This is a genomic window from Pseudomonas sp. Root71 (assembly GCF_001429045.1).
Lineage (GTDB): Bacteria > Pseudomonadota > Gammaproteobacteria > Pseudomonadales > Pseudomonadaceae > Aquipseudomonas > Aquipseudomonas monachiensis.
This window is the reverse complement of sequence record NZ_LMHY01000028.1, coordinates 314,907-329,367: the sequence shown is the minus strand read 5'-3', so window position 1 is coordinate 329,367 and position 14,461 is coordinate 314,907. Positions and strand designations below refer to the sequence as shown.

General features: G+C 58.8%; 14 protein-coding genes. 9 read left to right on the top strand and 5 right to left on the bottom strand.

Annotated features, from left to right (window positions below; all coding sequences use genetic code 11):
• Positions 1-54: 54 nt before the first annotated feature.
• The 4 genes from ASD95_RS23850 to ASD95_RS28910 all read left to right on the top strand — a co-directional run bounded on the left by ASD95_RS23850 (position 55) and on the right by ASD95_RS28910 (position 5,098).
• Positions 55-2,379 carry an FdhF/YdeP family oxidoreductase gene (locus ASD95_RS23850; protein ID WP_056727914.1) on the top strand — a complete coding sequence of 775 codons (2,325 nt, stop codon included), beginning with the start codon at positions 55-57 and terminating at the stop codon, positions 2,377-2,379.
• Between the two features lie 121 nt (positions 2,380-2,500).
• The gene (locus tag ASD95_RS23845) at positions 2,501-3,922 is read left to right on the top strand and encodes a cytochrome ubiquinol oxidase subunit I (RefSeq protein ID WP_056728101.1); all 1,422 of its coding nucleotides are present in this window, start codon (positions 2,501-2,503) and stop codon (positions 3,920-3,922) included.
• Between the two features lie 17 nt (positions 3,923-3,939).
• Positions 3,940-4,956: a cytochrome d ubiquinol oxidase subunit II gene (gene cydB, locus ASD95_RS23840; protein WP_056727912.1), complete on the top strand. Its 1,017-nt coding sequence runs from the start codon at positions 3,940-3,942 to the stop codon at positions 4,954-4,956.
• Positions 4,943-5,098 carry a DUF2474 domain-containing protein gene (locus tag ASD95_RS28910; RefSeq protein WP_082563029.1) on the top strand — a complete coding sequence of 52 codons (156 nt, stop codon included), beginning with the start codon at positions 4,943-4,945 and terminating at the stop codon, positions 5,096-5,098. Before cydB ends, ASD95_RS28910 begins: the two co-directional genes overlap by 14 nt.
• A gap of 104 nt (positions 5,099-5,202) precedes the next feature.
• Here ASD95_RS28910 and ASD95_RS23835 read toward each other — a convergent pair whose 3' ends face one another.
• From ASD95_RS23835 to ASD95_RS23815, 5 genes are all read right to left on the bottom strand, one after another.
• Positions 5,203-5,583, bottom strand: a complete 381-nt coding sequence (locus ASD95_RS23835; RefSeq protein WP_056727910.1) for a hypothetical protein — start codon at positions 5,581-5,583, stop codon at positions 5,203-5,205.
• The gene (locus tag ASD95_RS23830; protein WP_056727908.1) at positions 5,580-6,554 is read right to left on the bottom strand and encodes a hypothetical protein; all 975 of its coding nucleotides are present in this window, start codon (positions 6,552-6,554) and stop codon (positions 5,580-5,582) included. The genes ASD95_RS23835 and ASD95_RS23830 overlap by 4 nt, the downstream gene beginning before the upstream one ends.
• A 9-nt stretch (positions 6,555-6,563) precedes the next feature.
• A complete protein-coding gene (locus tag ASD95_RS23825; RefSeq protein ID WP_046037395.1) occupies positions 6,564-7,052 on the bottom strand; it encodes an Hcp family type VI secretion system effector in 489 nt (162 codons plus the stop codon).
• Positions 7,053-7,307: 255 nt separating this feature from the next.
• A complete protein-coding gene (gene proS, locus ASD95_RS23820) occupies positions 7,308-8,798 on the bottom strand; it encodes a proline--tRNA ligase (protein ID WP_056727906.1) in 1,491 nt (496 codons plus the stop codon).
• A gap of 218 nt (positions 8,799-9,016) precedes the next feature.
• Complete coding sequence (locus tag ASD95_RS23815) at positions 9,017-9,868, bottom strand: CAP domain-containing protein (RefSeq protein ID WP_056727904.1); 852 nt, start codon at positions 9,866-9,868, stop codon at positions 9,017-9,019.
• A gap of 141 nt (positions 9,869-10,009) precedes the next feature.
• Here ASD95_RS23815 and ASD95_RS23810 point away from each other — a divergent pair, with 141 nt between their 5' ends.
• From ASD95_RS23810 to ASD95_RS23790, 5 genes are all read left to right on the top strand, one after another.
• Positions 10,010-10,627 (top strand): cell wall hydrolase, encoded by a 618-nt coding sequence (locus ASD95_RS23810; RefSeq protein WP_056727902.1) that lies wholly within the window; start codon positions 10,010-10,012, stop codon positions 10,625-10,627.
• A gap of 198 nt (positions 10,628-10,825) precedes the next feature.
• Positions 10,826-11,803 carry an NAD-dependent epimerase gene (locus tag ASD95_RS23805; RefSeq protein ID WP_056727901.1) on the top strand — a complete coding sequence of 326 codons (978 nt, stop codon included), beginning with the start codon at positions 10,826-10,828 and terminating at the stop codon, positions 11,801-11,803.
• A 47-nt stretch (positions 11,804-11,850) separates the two neighbouring features.
• Positions 11,851-12,591, top strand: a complete 741-nt coding sequence (locus ASD95_RS23800) for a glycosyltransferase family 2 protein (RefSeq protein ID WP_056727899.1) — start codon at positions 11,851-11,853, stop codon at positions 12,589-12,591.
• Positions 12,588-12,866 carry a lipid-A-disaccharide synthase N-terminal domain-containing protein gene (locus ASD95_RS23795; protein ID WP_056727897.1) on the top strand — a complete coding sequence of 93 codons (279 nt, stop codon included), beginning with the start codon at positions 12,588-12,590 and terminating at the stop codon, positions 12,864-12,866. The genes ASD95_RS23800 and ASD95_RS23795 overlap by 4 nt, the downstream gene beginning before the upstream one ends.
• Positions 12,867-12,869: 3 nt before the next feature.
• Complete coding sequence (locus tag ASD95_RS23790; protein ID WP_056727896.1) at positions 12,870-14,420, top strand: ArnT family glycosyltransferase; 1,551 nt, start codon at positions 12,870-12,872, stop codon at positions 14,418-14,420.
• The last annotated feature ends 41 nt before the right edge of the window (positions 14,421-14,461 follow it).

Sequence of the window (14,461 nt, the reverse complement as noted above, 5' to 3'; positions counted from 1 at the left end):
GAACAATGACCTGAATCAGGTCGAAGCCTGTGTGCATTGTCACGGAGAAGTACCATGTCTCAAGTCGACCGCTACAAACCCTATAAAGGTGCCGCCGCTGGTTGGGGCGCGCTGATCGCTGTTACCAAAAACTGGCTGGGCAGTGAAAACGCGCTGAAGAACATTCGCGCCATGCTCAAGACCAACCAGAATGGCGGGTTCGACTGCCCCGGTTGCGCCTGGGGCGAGTCGCCGGAAAACGGCATGGTCAAGTTCTGCGAGAACGGCGCCAAGGCGGTTAACTGGGAAGCCACGGGCCGTTTGGTCGACCCGGCCTTCTTCAACAAATACAGCGTCTCGGCGCTGGCCGAGCAGAGCGATTACTGGCTGGAGTATCAGGGCCGCCTGACCCACCCGATGCGTTATGACGCGGCCACCGACCGTTACGTGGAAACCACCTGGGACGAAGCGTTCGCGACGATCGCCCGGCACCTCAACGCGCTGGAATCGCCGGATCAGGCCGAGTTCTACACCTCGGGCCGGGCCAGCAACGAGGCCGCCTATCTCTATCAACTGTTTGTCCGCGCCTACGGCACCAACAACTTTCCGGACTGCTCGAACATGTGCCACGAAGCCAGCGCGGTGAGCATGATCGAAAGCCTCGGCGTGGGCAAAGGCACCGTGGTGTTTGACGACCTGGAGCATGCCGACGCGATCTTCGTCATCGGCCAGAACCCCGGCACCAACCACCCGCGGATGCTCGAACCCTTGCGCGAAGCGGTCAAGCGCGGTGCACAGGTGATCTGTATCAACCCGCTCAAGGAGCGTGGGCTGGAGCGCTTCCAGCATCCACAGCACCCGATCGAAATGCTGCTGAACGGCTCCGAGCCGACCAACACCGCGTACTTCCGCCCGGCACTGGGCGGCGACATGGCGGTCATGCGCGGCATGGTCAAGTTCCTGCTGCAGTGGGAGCGCGAAGCACAGGTCAACGGCGACGAGCCGGTGTTCGACCACGAGTTCATCGCCGAACACACCTCGGGAATGGGTACCTACCTGGGGGAAGTCGACGCCACCAGCTGGGAGCACATCGAGCAGCAGTCGGGCATGTCCCTGGCTGACATCGAACTCGCCGCCCGCATGTACGCCCGGTCCAAGCGGGTGATCATGTGCTGGGCGATGGGCTTGACCCAGCACACGCACTCGGTGCCGACGCTGCAGGAAGTCATCAACCTGATGCTGCTGCGCGGCAACGTCGGCCGTCCGGGCGCGGGGCTGTCGCCGGTGCGTGGTCACAGTAACGTGCAGGGCGACCGCACCATGGGCATCAACGAACTGGCGCCCGCGGATTTGCTCGATGCCCTGGAAAAGCGCTTCTCCTTCAAGCCACCGCGCGAGCATGGTCACAACACCGTGATGGCGATCGGCGCGATGGAGCAGGGGCGTTCGAAAGTGTTTATCGCCCTGGGCGGCAACTTTGCCCAGGCCACCCCCGACACGCCGCGCACCCACGCCGCGTTGCGCAAGTGCGACCTCACCGTGCACATCGCCACCAAGCTTAACCGCAGCCATCTGGTCACCGGTCGTGAAGCGCTGATCCTGCCGTGCCTGGGCCGCACCGACATCGACATCCAGGCCGAAGGGCCGCAAGGCGTCACCGTGGAAGACACCTTCAGCATGATCCACATCTCCCACGGGCAACTGAAACCGAAGTCGAAACACCTGCGCTCCGAGCCTGCGATCATTGCCGGCATCGCCGCCGCGACCCTGGGCAAGCACCCGATCGACTGGAACTGGGCCATCGGCGACTACGGCCGCATCCGCAACATGATTGCCGACACCATTCCCGGCTTCGAGGATTTCAACCGGCGCTTGCTGCATCCGGGCGGTTTCCACATGCCGAATGATGCGGCCAAGCGCATCTGGAAAACCGCCAGCGGCAAGGCCCAGTTCACCCCGAGCGTGCTACCGGAGCACCTGATCAGCGAGGGCGTGCGCAACCTGGCGGTCAAGCCGCACCTGATCCTGCAGACCATGCGCTCCCACGATCAGTACAACACCACGCTGTACGGCCTGGATGACCGTTATCGCGGGGTATACGGCATGCGCGACGTGGTGTTCGCCAACGAGCAGGACATTCGCCGCCTGGGTTTCGAGCCGGGGCAGAAGGTCGACCTGGTGGCGCTGTGGGACGACGAGCGTGAGCGTCGGGTCAGCGGTTTCACCCTGATCGCCTACGACATTCCGGCCGGTCAGGCAGCGGCGTACTACCCCGAGACCAACCCGCTGGTGCCGCTGGAAAGTTACGGTGACCGCACCTTCACCCCGACTTCCAAGTTCATCGCCATCCGGCTGGAACAGGCGAAGGCCAGCAACCTGATTTCGACTTCCGCCGCCTGACACCGGGGGCGGCCCGATGCCGCTCGCGTAACCCTTTCGACTTGTGTTGGCTGCAGGCCCCCCGGCCTGACGGTGGCCCGGCCGTGTGCCGCCGTTTTTCAGCCGCGATGAGGATATCGACATGTTTAACCTGGAGGCACTGGACCTGGCGCGCATGCAATTCGCGTTCACGGTTTCGTTCCACATCATCTTTCCCGCCATCACCATCGGGCTGGCCAGTTTTCTGGCGGTGCTCGAAGGGCTTTGGCTGAAGACCCACAACGACACCTACCGCGATCTCTACCATTTCTGGTCGAAGATTTTCGCCGTCAACTTCGGCATGGGCGTGGTCTCGGGGCTGGTCATGGCCTACGAGTTCGGCACCAACTGGAGCCGCTTCTCCGATTTCGCCGGCAGCATCACCGGGCCCTTGCTGACCTATGAAGTGCTCACGGCGTTCTTCCTCGAGGCCGGTTTCCTCGGGGTCATGCTGTTCGGCTGGAACCGGGTAGGGCGCGGCTTGCACTTCTTCTCGACGGTCATGGTCGCCATCGGCACGCTGATTTCGACCTTCTGGATTCTTGCCTCCAACAGCTGGATGCAAACGCCCCAGGGCTTCGAGATCGTCGACGGTCGGGTGATGCCGCTGGACTGGCTGGCCATCGTGTTCAACCCGTCGTTCCCGTACCGCCTGGCGCACATGGCGATCGCCGCATTCGTGGCCACGGCGTTCTTTGTCGGCTCGTCGGCGGCGTGGCACCTGCTGCGCGGCAACGACACCAAACAAGTGCGCAAGATGCTGTCGATGGCGTTGTGGATGGCCTTGATCGTCGCGCCGATCCAGGCCGTGGTCGGCGACGCTCATGGCTTGAACACCCTGGAACATCAGCCGGCAAAGATCGCGGCCATCGAAGGGCACTGGGAAAACAACGGCAGCGAAGCGACGCCGCTGGTGCTGTTTGGCATCCCCGACATGCAGGCCGAGAAGACCCGATATGCCATCGAGATTCCCTACCTGGGCAGCCTGATCCTGACCCACAGCCTCGACAAGCAGATCCCGGCGCTCAAGAGCTTCCCGAAAGAGGACCGGCCGAATGCGACGGTGGTCTTCTGGAGTTTCCGCGTCATGGCCGGGCTGGGCATGTTGATGGTGCTGGCCGGCGTGCTCGGCCTGGCCCTGCGCCGCAGCGGCGCCATCTACCGCAATCGCTGGTTCCTGCGCCTGATGTTGTGGATGGGGCCAAGTGGCCTGATCGCCATGCTGGCCGGGTGGATCACCACCGAAGTCGGGCGTCAGCCGTGGGTGGTGTATGGCCTGTTGCGTACCGCCGATGCCGCGTCCAATCACAGTGTCGCGCAATTGAGCATCTCGCTGGCGCTGTTCGTGGTGATCTATTTCTCGGTGTTCACGGTGGGCATCGGCTACATGATGAAACTGGTCGGCAAAGGGCCGCAGCCGCATCACGGGCATGCCGTCGACGGGCATTCCGATCAGGTCATCACACCGCGCCGGCCGCTGTCCGCCGACGCTGAAATCCTCGAAACCGACGCCCGCGTCAATTGAAGGAAGGGAGTTGAGTCATGGGTATTCAAGGTATCGATTTATCGCTGATCTGGGGCGTGATCATCGCCTTCGGCGTGATGATGTACGTGATCATGGACGGCTTCGACCTGGGGTTGGGCATTCTGTTTCCGCTGATCCCGGATGCGCAGGAACGCGATGTGATGATGAACACCGTGGCACCGGTCTGGGACGGCAACGAGACCTGGCTGGTGCTGGGCGGCGCGGCGCTGTATGGCGCGTTCCCGCTGGCCTATTCGGTGATTCTGGAAGCGTTGTACCTGCCGCTGATCCTGATGCTGTGCGGCTTGATCTTTCGCGGCGTGGCCTTCGAGTTTCGTTTCAAGGCCAGCCCTGAAAAGCGGCATGTCTGGGACATGGCGTTCATCGGTGGTTCGCTGCTGGCAACCTTTTCCCAGGGTGTGGTGATCGGTGCCTACATTGCCGGCATCCCGGTGGTCGACCGCCAGTTCGCCGGTGGTTCGCTGGACTGGCTGGCGCCGTTTCCGCTGTTCTGCGGTGTCGGGCTGATCGTCGCTTATGCGCTGCTCGGCAGCACCTGGTTGCTGGTCAAGACCGAAGGCATGCTCGAATCGCGGATGCGCCTGTTCACCCGGCCCCTGGCCTGGCTGCTGTTGGCGGTGATCGGCGTGATCTGCGTATGGACGCCGATCCTGCATCCGGACATCGCCACCCGCTGGTTTGCCCATGCGCACCTGGCGGTGTTCGGTGGCCTGGCGGTGCTGGCCTTGCTGGCGATGTTCGGCTTGCTCAAGACCCTGCGCCAACGCCACACCCATTGGCCGTTCGCCTTCACCCTGATGCTGGTGTTTCTCGGCTACATCGGCTTGGCGTTCAGCATCTGGCCGAACATCGTGCCGCCGTCGATCAGCCTGTGGGCAGCGGCGTCACCACCGACCAGCCAGTTGTTCATCCTGATCGGCGCACTGTTCATCCTGCCGATCATCCTGATGTACACGGTCTGGAGCTACTACGTGTTCCGCGGCAAAGTGAGGATTGGCGATGGCTACCATTGATACGAATCAAACGGCCCCCGCGCGCTGGTACAAGCGCCTGGGGTGGCTGGTGGTGATCTGGCTGGGCAGCGTGGTTGCCCTGGGTGTGGTGGCGGGGGCGTTGCGGATGTTGATGCATGCGGCCGGGATGAGTAGCCACTGAGGTTCACTGCGAAAAAAGAAACCCGGAGCCCATGACAGGGCTTCGGGTTTTGTTGGGTAGGCGTTGTGATTTCTTCCAAAGCGGACTTGATTCTTCAGTCCTTTTCAATGACTCTCTATGAAGTAGGCTGAAACCCTGAGTGCGATCAGGGAAAAAAACAAAACGAACAAAATAATCACCGGAATGATCAAAAGGTTCTTGTAGTGCCTTGGAAGGTCTTTCACTTCGCTGGCATCAATAACGCCCCTTCGAGCGCTGAGCGCGGGCATCATCAATACCATGGCAATAGCGCCACCGCGCATGACCTTGCCGACCAGGCCGCCAGCTGAAAATGCGTCTCTGGTGGTTTTTATAAAAGAGCAATTGGGTAGACGTTCTTCGATAGCGTCAACGTACTTGTGTGCGATGAAGGCGACAGCGAAACAAGTCAGTATCATCGGCGCCAGTATCAATCCGGCAATTAAACCTATCGGGATACTTGTCATTTTGTCACCTCGCCGTATAGAAACTCGCCAAATTGCTCACCGGCCCATTTTCCTGTTTCCCCTCCTGCCCATCCACCAGCGGCACCTCCAACCACACCACAGACCAGCGCACCGGGGCCTGTTGTAATACCTAATACCAGTACGCAACCGCCAGTGACCGCAATACCACCGAGATACCCGCCAGCACTCGCTCCGCCCAAACTGCCCACTAACGAGCTTCCTTCAACATACTTTGCTTTCCTGCACTGTTCCTCGCGGCCCACCGTACAAGCTTTATGAATCGACAGCCCGGTAGAGCCTACTTCAAGCGCAGTACCAATATAGGTTCCTCTTTTGATCCATTTGGCCGCGTTTGCGACACCAGACACCTTGTCAGCGTAACCCGCGATTTCTCCGTTATGCATATAGCTGTTCGTTGAAAGACCGAGAAGTCTTTTGATTGAGCCTTCATTGCGCAGACCTGATCCGAATGACGCTATGTTGCCAAGCTGCTTCTCAAGCTTCATGAAGAGCGTTGTTCTTTTTGAATAGAAGGCGTCACGGTTTGTCATCGTGCCAGAGCCCGCATGTTCCCGATAAAGCTTTTCAATGTCCTGAAGCGTAGCTTTAACGGATTCGAGATGTTTGCTCCAGCCATCACTCGTGGCGCCAATCCCCATAGATGTAGAGGAGATCATTTGTTGCAGGAGTTCGAAATTTTCCAGGAAAAAGTCGTCAGCCCCCGCGCCGTTGGCCAGTAAAGCAGTGTGCACCTCGCTGGCTTTGGCCATCAGGTAGGCTTCCTGGCTGGTACAGGATGGGGTGGAGGAGTCGCCAACGATGACAAGCTCACCCGCGAGGACAATGTTGCCTGCGATATGGGCGTTGAGGATATTGAACTTGGCCTTTGAGTTTCCAGAAAGCGCAGTATTCGCTTTAAGGGAGTCAAAAGTCTGTGTTCTGGAATTGATGAACGATCGAGCTTCGGCCATGTCCTTGCCTCACGAATATTTCTTATTGCCGATTCGGTCCCATCCTCCGGTCACGTTGCCGCCAGCTGCGCCATCGCTGCGTTTCTGCTGTATGTACGTGGTTTTTATGCGGCCGTAGTTGAGCTGTACGATTTCAATGGGCACCCCGGAGCTCGCGCTTTGGGCGTAGTCAGCGATGATGACTTCTTCCAGCACAACTTCGTAATACTTGATTTTGTCTGTGCCTGCCCGGCAGAGCACGAGCTTCACTTCTTTGAGATGCTGGCCTGCACAACTGGCTTCCATCAGTTTGCAACTGGCGCTGTCCAGGTATTTTGTGAAGGTAAAATTGGTCAGGGTAGTGCGACCGGATGACGCGCCGCCTGATGAGCTGGCGGTTGCGGAGGTGCTTTGATTGACGCCGAAGTTATAGCCGATGATTTCAATCCACTTGCTGTATTTCTCGTCCAGCGCTTCACCAGGAATCTCAGCGATCTGAATATAACCGTCAAAAGCCATGTGTACCTCTCCTTGGTAGTCAGTCGTACAGTTGAAAAATCTGACGATGAGCGGATATGACAGCTATTTTCTGTGACGGTTCCGCAGAGTGGGAAATATGGATCCAACCTACTAACCGCCCCAGATGATCCGGTACAGGTAAGTTCTTTCCCAGAGGGCCGATAAAGCGCTGCTCATCATCGCCGTCCTTGAGTCCACGCTCGATACCGTACAATTTGAAAACTCCGCAATAGCGGGGCTGTAGGTGATCAGGGATCAATATGACTTTGCATAAAGTGCCCACGTGTTCGTTTTTCGGCCGGTGAATAAACAGGTTGCGGAGATTCCAGGTTGTCTTAGCGGAATACAGCGAACAGTTACTCCAAGCTCTCCGATGGCTTGTTCAACTTTATTGTCTTCGCTGAAGGGGGCGAGAACAAAGGCGTTAAGTTTTGCGTTCTGTTTGAAGCGGTTTTTGAATTCGTCCAGAGTAGTGACCGTTGTGGTGTTGTCGGACAATTTCTTCTGTGCCACATCTAACATGTCTTTTTGAAGGGTGGCCAGTGTTTTCGAGATGTTATTAACGAAAACTTCAGTGTCAAGTTTCAGAAGGTTTTTGCAGTTGTTTCGACAGGAATAGGACACCATATTTTGCTCCAGTTCCTTTATGCCAATCTCGATCCGGACAGGGACGCCACGCTTGATGTGGTACCACTTTTTTTCGCCACTGTTCATGTCCCGCCAATCAACACTGGCTCGAAGGTTTTGCCCCTTCAGTTTTTTCCGGCAAATCTGCTTTTGCAGTTTTTTGCAGTAGTCATGAATGGCGTCTGCATTCTGTTCGTTGCGCACGATCGGGATAATGACGACCTGCGTCGGTGCCACGAGGGGCGGGAGTACTAGTCCATCATCGTCACCATGGGCCATGATCATCGCTCCGATCAGTCGCGTGGATACTCCCCAAGACGTGGTCCATGCCAGTTCTTTTATCCCTTCTTTGTTCACGAAGCGGATGTCTGAACTCTGTGCGAAGTTCTGGCCTAAAAAATGAGAAGTACCTGCTTGCAGGGCCTTGCCGTCTTGCATCATTGCTTCAATGGTGTAGGTGCTGACGGCGCCCGGAAAGCGTTCCCAGGAGCACTTTTCGCCCTTGATAACGGGTATGGCCAGGTGCTCGGTAGTAAAGCGCTCGTAGATGTTCAACATCTTTAGCGTTTCGTCCAAGGCCTCATCATGAGTTGCGTGAACGGTGTGACCTTCCTGCCATAGGAACTCCGATGAGCGCAGGAAAATCCGGGGACGCATTTCCCAGCGAAGTACGTTCGCCCATTGATTGATAAGCAAAGGCAGATCCCGATAGCTTTGTACCCATCGTGAAAAGGATGCACCGATGACCGTTTCACTGGTGGGCCTGATGATCAACGGTTCTTCTAGTGTTCCTGCGGGAATAAGCGCTCCATCCGTTGACTTTTCGAGACGGTGATGGGTTACAACTGCGCACTCTTTGGCAAAGCCTTCAACATGCTCGGCTTCTTTTTGAAGAAAGGATAACGGAATCAAAAGTGGAAAATATGCGTTTGAATGTCCTGTGTCTTTGATTTTTTTATCAAGTTCTCGTTGAATCTGCTCCCATATGCCATACCCCCAAGGACGGATAACCATGCAGCCTCGAACTGGAGAGTTCTCAGCCATTTCCGACTGTATAATCACTTGTTGATACCAGTCAGAAAAGTTCTCATTTCTTGTAGGTGATATTGCGTTTTTCATAGGGCCCTTTCTTTGAAGTCGAAATTGTTATTCGAAATGGTGTCGTAAGGGGTAGGTATATTTATTGAGCTTTGAAATTTCAAGACTTCATGTGTGGTTTTTCATATTTCAGAAATTTCCTTCAGAGGGATCTTTCTTTTTGTAAAGTTACTCCGCTCTTCGACGTGCTCGTTGACCACAAACAGCCCCCAATGCAATCGCTTCGGGGGCTATGGCACTCACTGAGCCCCAAACATCGCCGTCCAGTAAATCCCCGCATCGCTCTTCGGATCATTCGCATAGGCCGCGCCCAATTCGTTGAACTGAGGGTTCATCAGGTTGGCGCAGTGGCCGGGGCTGGTCAGCCAGCCTTCGACCACCTTGCGTACGCTGTCTTGCCCGGCGGCGATGTTTTCGCCGATCTGCTGGAAGTTGTAGCCGGCCAGTTCCGCGCGGTCACCCGGGGTGCGGCCGTCGCGGTCCTTGTGGTCGAAGAAGTTGTTGTTGGCCATGGAGCGGGAGTGGGTTTCGGCGGCCGTGCCCAGTATGGCGTTCCAGGCCAGCGGCGCGGTCGCATTGAACGACTGTGTGCCGCATTGACGCGGTTTGGCCCGTGCGGCGTTGAGTTCGATGAGCAGCTTCTGGCCCTCGGTCTGCCAGTCGCCCAGGCGCGAACTCAGCAGTGGCCGCGCCAGGACAATGCGCCACTGATTGTCCTGGCGGCTGACGCCGACATCGACGAATTGCGGATCGAGGACGATCTGGCAAAAGCTCTCCTGGATTGCCTTCATCGCCGAGGCGGCATCGCGAGGCCCGGACAGGCTGATGGCCTGCACGTTCTTCATGGGATAACCGGCAGTGGCCATGGCCTGCTGCAGATTACCGATGCTCGGGGCGGTCAGCACCAGGCGCGGGTCGGCCGACAGCGGCGGAAGCTCCGATGAAACCTGGCCGGCGCAGCGCTGCAGTTGGCTGCGGTAGACGTTGATCGATTCGACCAATTGCGCTTCGTCGGCTGCCACGGCGTTAGCGGCGAATACCAGGCCCAGAGACAAACCGGTCAAGCGCATTGCGGATGAGATGAAACCCATGAATATCCCCTTGAGCAGATTGCGTCCATGATGCGCGAAGTTGGTCCATCCAGGACAACGGATTTATCCAGAGTGTAGTGGGGTGGGCGAAATCATTTCACTACTAGACTCAATCGAACCACTCACCGAGTGACACCGACCATGCGCTTCGACTGGATCGCCACCTGCCTCGCCCTGACGTTGCTTGGCCCGGTATTCGCTGCGGATCAAGCGCAAAAGCAGCAAGAGGCCGAGAACAAGGCCGAGGTGCTGGAACACAAAGCCGCCGAGAGCAACAACCCGGCACCGGCGCCCAAGGCAGAAGCCATTACCCCGTCCGAAGTCCAGGCCGTCGACCCGGCCGGCGCCGCGCCGCTGGATGATGCGATCACCTGCCTGGCCCGGTCCATTTACTGGGAAGCCAAGGGCAAGGACACCGCCGACATGGAGGCGGTGGCCAATGTGGTCATGAATCGCCTGGGCCACGAGGGCTTTCCGGACACGGTGTGCAAAGTGGTCAAGCAGGGTTCGCAGACCAAGAGTTGCCAGTTCTCCTGGTGGTGCGACGGCAAATCCGATTCGGTCCAGGAAGAGCTGCCTTACGCGATGGCCAAGGAAATCGCACGCAAGGCCCTGAACAAGGAACTGCCGGATCGCACCCGGGGTGCCTTGTATTTCCATGACCGTACCGTCAAGCCGGACTGGGCCAGGCAATACATCAGGACCGTGGATATCGGCTTGTTCCGTTTTTACAAACCCCGTGGCGAGTCGGCCAGATAACCGGGGTGTTTTCGGCCAGATATTTTATTTTTCCGAGGTAGTGCGAGGCGTTATCCAAACTGAAATGTGTCTGTTTTATAAGCTTCATAACGCAACCGTGCGTGAATGACGCCATAAGCAGGGACTACACATGAAGTTGACGAGGGTCCGGATCAGTAACCTCGCGTCGATCGCGGCGCAGTCTCCGGCGCGTTTCCCATGACCGTCCTGGTCACCGGTGCGGCCGGTTTCATCGGCTTTCATACGGTCCAGCGCTTGTGCCGCGAGGGGCAGGAGGTCGTCGGTATCGACAACCTCAACGACTACTACGACGTGGAACTCAAGCACGCACGCCTCAAGGTGCTGGAGACGCTGCCGGGTTTTCGTTTCCGGAAAATGGACATCGTCGATAAGCCGGCCCTGATGAGCCTGTTTCAGGAGCACGCTTTTACCGAGGTGATACACCTGGCCGCCCAGGCCGGGGTGCGCTTCTCGCTGGACAACCCGGATGTCTATGGGCAATCGAATCTGGTGGGCTTCCTCAATGTGCTGGAAGCCTGTCGGCACCATCGCCCCGAGCACCTGATCTACGCCTCGAGCAGTTCGGTGTACGGCGCTAACAGCAAGCTGCCGTTCAGTGTCGAGGACCCGGTCGAACATCCCGTTTCGCTGTACGCCGCCAGCAAGCGCGCCAATGAACTGCTGGCCGAAAGTTACTGCCATCTGTATGGCCTGAAAGCCAGTGGCCTGCGCTTCTTTACCGTCTACGGCCCGTGGGGTCGCCCGGACATGGCGCTGTTCAAGTTCACTGACGCCATTCTCAAAGGCTTGCCAATCGACATCTACAACCAGGGGCAGATGTCCCGCGACTTCACCTATGTCGACGACATTGTCGAAGGGATCGCCCGACTGCGCCCAAGGCCTCCGGTGCCGGAAGGCTCGGTCGCCGGGGTCAACCGGCTCTTCAACATCGGTCGCGGCATGCCTGTGGCGTTGCTGGATTTCGTCGAGTGCCTGGAATCAGCCCTGGACCTGCAGGCCCGGCGCAACTACCTGCCGATGCAGGCCGGTGATGTGGTCAAGACCTGGGCCGATGTCTCGGCACTGGCCGAGCGGGTGGGCTTCAGCCCGCAGGTGACGCTGGAAACCGGCGTAAGAGCATTTGTGAAGTGGTATCGGCAGTTCTACCGGATTTGAAGCGTTCGCCTCTGATCTCGAAAAATCAAACAGGGCGAGAGAGACCCATGAGCCAAGACATTTTTGTATCCGTACTGATTCCCGCCAGGAACGAATCAAACAACCTCAAGCCATTGCTGGAAGAGATCCGTGTGGCGCTGGCCGACGAGGCTTACGAAATCATCGTGGTCGACGATGGCAGCACCGACGCGACCCTGCAGGAGCTGCGGCAGATCCGCAACGACGGCTTGAACACCCTGCGCATCCTGCATCACGAGCGGTCGCTGGGACAGAGCACCTCGCTGTATCACGCGGCCCGTGAGGCTCGCGGGCAGTGGCTGGCGACGCTCGATGGCGACGGCCAGAACGACCCGGCGGACATTCCCGGCATGCTCGCGCTGGTGCGTGGCGAACCGGGCAAGGTCGACGTGCAACTGGTGGCCGGGCACCGGGTCAATCGCCGTGACACCGCGAGCAAACGCTACGCCTCGCGGTTCGCCAACAACCTGCGTCGGCGCCTGCTCAAGGACGCTACCCCGGACACCGGTTGCGGCCTGAAGCTGATCGAGCGTGCGGCATTCCTGCGCCTGCCGTACTTCGACCACATGCATCGCTACATTCCGGCGCTGATCCAGCGCCATAACGGACGCATGATCGTGCACCCGGTCAACCATCGGCCGCGCACGGCCGGAGTCTCGAAATACGGCAACCTCGACCGCGCGCTGGTCGGCATTCTTGACCTGATCGGTGTCTGGTGGCTGATCAAACGCACGCGCCTGCACACCCAGGCCCAGGAGCTCGAAGGATGATTCTGACCCGTGAAACCCTCTGGCTGCTGGTCGGCTTTGCCGGGCAGGCTGCCTTTACCGGGCGGTTTGTCTTGCAGTGGTTGTACAGCGAGTACAAGAAACGCAGCGTGATCCCGACCAACTTCTGGTACCTGAGCATCGTCGGCAGCACCTTGTTGCTCGTCTACGCCATTTACCGCCAGGACCCGGTGTTCATCGTCGGCCAGGCCTTTGGCTCTCTCGTCTATTTCCGCAACCTGCAATTGATTGCCAAAAGCCGAAGCGCAAAGGAATAAGCAATGCGTAGATCGTTGTCGCCCAGGGTCGAGTGCCTGGGCCTGATGCTGCTTGCCCTGTTGCTGATCGGCGCGGGAATGGGCCTGCGTCAGGCGCAGAATGTGGACGAAGAGCGTTTCCTCGGTGTCGCGCTGGAGATGTTGCAGAACGGCTCGTGGCTGATCCCGCACCGGGCCGCCGAGATCTATGGCGACAAGCCGCCGATTTTCATGTGGACGGTGGCGTTCTTCACCTGGCTGAGCGGCAAGCCCAACATCGCCCTTTATATCCCGGGGCTGTTTTCGGCGGTAACGGTCACGGCGATGGTCTATGACCTGGGGCGGCGCCTGTGGACCCAGCGTACCGGGCGCAACGCCGCGCTACTGTACCTGGCGACCTACCAGACCTACAGCATCCTGCGCACCGGTCAGATCGACAGCTTGCTGATTCTGTTCACCTCCCTGGGCCTGTACGGCCTGGCGCGACACCTGCTGCTGGGACCCGCGTGGCGCTGGTTCTACGCGGGCTGTGCGGCCATGGGCATTGGCGTGATCACCAAGGGCGTGGGCTTCCTGCCGGCGTTGTTGCTGATTCCTTACGCCTATGGGGTGCGCAAAGGCTGGCCCGGTGTGGTGGCGATGCCCGGCGAGGCGCGCAAGTGGTTGCTCGGGTTTGCACTGATGCTCGCGGCGATTGCGATCTGGCTGCTGCCCCTGGCCTTGTCCATCATCTTGGATGGCAGCGCAGACGAAGTGGCCTATGCGCGGGAGATTCTCCTGCGCCAGACGGCGGGCCGGTATGCCGCCGCGTGGCATCACCGCGAACCGTTCTGGTACTTCTTCACCAAGGTGATTCCGCAGTATTGGCTGCCGTTGGTGCTGGTGCTGCCATGGCTGGTGCCGGCCTGGCGCCGTCAGTTGCAAAAACGCGATGGCCGGGTGTTGGTGCTACTCGGTTGGGTGCTGCTGGTGGTGCTGTTCTTCTGCATCAGCACGGGCAAGCGCAAGTTGTACATCTACCCGGCGCTGCCCGGGCTGGTGCTGGTCGCCGCGCCGTTGGTCCCGTGGCTGCTCAAGCGCTGGTTCAAGCGTCACCCGCGTTTGCGTCGGGTGTTCCCGGCACTGGTGGCGACCTGGTTCGCGTTGTGGTTCGCCCGTGGTTTCATCGAACCGCTCAAGGACGGCACCAACGTTGATCAGGTGCTCATGACCCAGGCGGCGACCATGACCCAGGGCGCCGATCTGGTGCTGGTCAACTGGGAGGAGGGGCACTGGTTGTTCGCCCGGCAGCCGATCGTGCATTTCGGCATGGACAATTCGACCATCGAAAAGGCCGCGCTCTATTTGCGCGAACACCCCAAGGCCTACGCTTTAGTGCCCGATGACGTACTCAACCAGTGCTTCAAGCCCGAAGCGGCCCGTGAGCTGGGGGGAAACGCCCGGGCGAACTGGTCGATCGTCGGCGCGGATGCCGACAACGGCAAATGCCTGCCGCAAGAGGCCGGCAAAGCCTATCGGTTTACCTGGAACGACCCGCATATGCCAGCGTTGCCTGCTCAGGTGGCCAATCCCTGAGGAACAAAAAGGGGCCGCTGTTCACTTAGGCGCGCTCTTGG

What these genes read in the sequence shown, in the direction of transcription:
- cydB (WP_056727912.1), top strand. Translation starts at nt 3,940, where the DNA reads ATGGGTATTCAAGGTATCGATTTATCGCTGATCTGGGGCGTGATCATC.
- proS (WP_056727906.1), bottom strand. Translation starts at nt 8,798, where the DNA reads ATGAAAAACGCAATATCACCTACAAGAAATGAGAACTTTTCTGACTGG.
- ASD95_RS23835 (WP_056727910.1), bottom strand. Translation starts at nt 5,583, where the DNA reads ATGACAAGTATCCCGATAGGTTTAATTGCCGGATTGATACTGGCGCCG.
- ASD95_RS23850 (WP_056727914.1), top strand. Translation starts at nt 55, where the DNA reads ATGTCTCAAGTCGACCGCTACAAACCCTATAAAGGTGCCGCCGCTGGT.
- ASD95_RS23810 (WP_056727902.1), top strand. Translation starts at nt 10,010, where the DNA reads ATGCGCTTCGACTGGATCGCCACCTGCCTCGCCCTGACGTTGCTTGGC.
- ASD95_RS23825 (WP_046037395.1), bottom strand. Translation starts at nt 7,052, where the DNA reads ATGGCTTTTGACGGTTATATTCAGATCGCTGAGATTCCTGGTGAAGCG.
- ASD95_RS23845 (WP_056728101.1), top strand. Translation starts at nt 2,501, where the DNA reads ATGTTTAACCTGGAGGCACTGGACCTGGCGCGCATGCAATTCGCGTTC.
- ASD95_RS23790 (WP_056727896.1), top strand. Translation starts at nt 12,870, where the DNA reads ATGCGTAGATCGTTGTCGCCCAGGGTCGAGTGCCTGGGCCTGATGCTG.
- ASD95_RS23800 (WP_056727899.1), top strand. Translation starts at nt 11,851, where the DNA reads ATGAGCCAAGACATTTTTGTATCCGTACTGATTCCCGCCAGGAACGAA.
- ASD95_RS28910 (WP_082563029.1), top strand. Translation starts at nt 4,943, where the DNA reads ATGGCTACCATTGATACGAATCAAACGGCCCCCGCGCGCTGGTACAAG.
- ASD95_RS23795 (WP_056727897.1), top strand. Translation starts at nt 12,588, where the DNA reads ATGATTCTGACCCGTGAAACCCTCTGGCTGCTGGTCGGCTTTGCCGGG.
- ASD95_RS23805 (WP_056727901.1), top strand. Translation starts at nt 10,826, where the DNA reads ATGACCGTCCTGGTCACCGGTGCGGCCGGTTTCATCGGCTTTCATACG.
- ASD95_RS23815 (WP_056727904.1), bottom strand. Translation starts at nt 9,868, where the DNA reads ATGGGTTTCATCTCATCCGCAATGCGCTTGACCGGTTTGTCTCTGGGC.
- ASD95_RS23830 (WP_056727908.1), bottom strand. Translation starts at nt 6,554, where the DNA reads ATGGCCGAAGCTCGATCGTTCATCAATTCCAGAACACAGACTTTTGAC.